This window comes from Sphingomonas sp. 66-10 (assembly GCF_001897045.1).
GTDB classification, from domain to species: domain Bacteria; phylum Pseudomonadota; class Alphaproteobacteria; order Sphingomonadales; family Sphingomonadaceae; genus Sphingomonas; species Sphingomonas lycopersici.
The window spans coordinates 1-1,882 of record NZ_MKRR01000067.1 but is presented as its reverse complement, the minus strand read 5'-3'; the positions used below and the strand labels follow the sequence as shown (position 1 = coordinate 1,882).

General features: G+C 65.7%; 1 protein-coding gene. It reads right to left on the bottom strand.

The features are described 5' to 3' along the window. Positions 1 to 1,705, bottom strand: a 1,705-nt coding sequence (pnp, locus tag BGN95_RS06515; protein ID WP_286772009.1) for a polyribonucleotide nucleotidyltransferase, incomplete at its 3' end; no start/stop codon positions are given. Positions 1,706 to 1,882: the final 177 nt, after the last annotated feature.

Below are 1,882 nucleotides of genomic sequence, written 5' to 3'. Positions count from 1 at the left end.
CGATCACGTCGCGGATCTTCGACTTGTCGATCGTCATCGTCTCGATGCGCGGGGCATGGGCGGAAAGCTCGGTGCGGGTCTCGCCCAGCGCCTTGTTCATTTCGCCCAGGATGTGCGCGCGGCCTTCCTTGGCCTGCGCCAGCGCCGCCTCGAAGATCTCCTTGGTGATGCCGGCGATCTTGATGTCCATCTGCATCGTGGTGATGCCTTCGGACGTGCCGGCGACCTTGAAGTCCATGTCGCCCAAGTGATCTTCGTCACCCAGGATGTCGGAGAGGATCGCGAAATCCTTGCCTTCGAGGATCAGCCCCATCGCGATGCCGGAGACCGGGCGCTTGATCGGCACGCCGGCGTCCATCAGGCTCAGCGAGCCGCCGCACACCGTCGCCATCGACGACGAGCCGTTCGACTCGGTGATGTCGCTGGTGACGCGGATCGTGTAGGGGAATTCCTCCTTGGACGGCAGCACCGGATGCAGCGCGCGCCACGCCAGCTTGCCGTGGCCGACTTCGCGACGACCCGGCGCGCCGAAGCGGCCCACTTCGCCGACCGAATAGGGCGGGAAGTTATAGTGCAGCATGAAATGCTGGTAGGAGAGGCCGCCGAGACCGTCGATCATCTGCTCCGCATCGCGCGTGCCGAGCGTGGTGGTGGCGATCGTCTGGGTCTCGCCGCGGGTGAACAGCGCCGAGCCGTGCGCGCGCGGCAGGAAGTGGACTTCCGACGCAATCGGGCGGATCTGCTTGGTGTTGCGGCCGTCGATGCGGCGTCCGTCCTTGAGGATCGCGGTGCGGACGATATCCGCCTCGAGCTTCTTGACCAGCTTGGCGGCGACGAGCTGCTCCTGCGGCGTCTTGTCGGCCATCGCGGCCTTCGCCTTGCTGCGCGCCTCGCCCAGCGCGGTCTGGCGCGCCTGCTTGTCGGTCAGCTTGTAGGCGGCGGTGATGTCCTTGCCGACGAGTTTCTTGAGCTCGGCCTTGAGCTTGGTCTGGTTGTCCCCCGCGGGGAGTTCCCACGGATCCTTGGCGGCCTTTTCGGCGAGGTCGATGATCGCGTCGACGACCTGCTGGCATGCCTTGTGCGCGAACAGCACCGCGCCGAGCATCACTTCTTCCGAAAGCTCCTTGGCCTCGGATTCGACCATCATCACCGCGTCGTGGGTCGCGGCGACGACGAGATCGAGCTCGCCCTCGGCAACTTCGGCGTCGGTCGGGTTGAGCTGATATTCGCCGTCCTTGTAGCCGACGCGCGCGGCGCCGATCGGGCCCATGAACGGCACGCCCGAAATGGTCAGCGCGGCCGAGGCCGCGACCATCGCCAGAATATCCGGCTCATTCTCGCCGTCATACGACAACACCTGCGCGATGCAGTTGATCTCGTTGTAGAAGCCTTCGGGGAACAGCGGACGGACCGGGCGGTCGATCAGGCGGCTGACCAACGTCTCACGCTCGGTCGCGCCACGCTCGCGCTTGAAGAAGCCGCCCGGGATGCGCCCGGCGGACGAGAACTTTTCCTGATAGTGAACGGTGAGCGGGAAGAAATCCTGCCCTTCCTTCACGTTCTTGGCGGCAGTGACGGCGCACAGCACGACCGTCTCGCCGAGCGTCGCGAGCACCGCGCCGTCGGCCTGACGGGCAACGCGGCCCGTTTCGAGCGTCAGGGTCTTTCCGCCCCACTCGATGCTTACCTTCTGGGTATTGAACATTTCATTTCCTTTGGACCGGCCGCCCTATGCGTCCGGGGCCTCTTTTGCAGGCTGTCCGGCCTGCGCGGTGTCGGGCGAGGGATCGCCCGTGCCCGTTCGCCGGATTGCGAAGGGGCGGATATGAGAAGGGCGCCGCGAGGGCGCCCTTCGTGTCACTTGCGAAGACCGAGCTTCGCG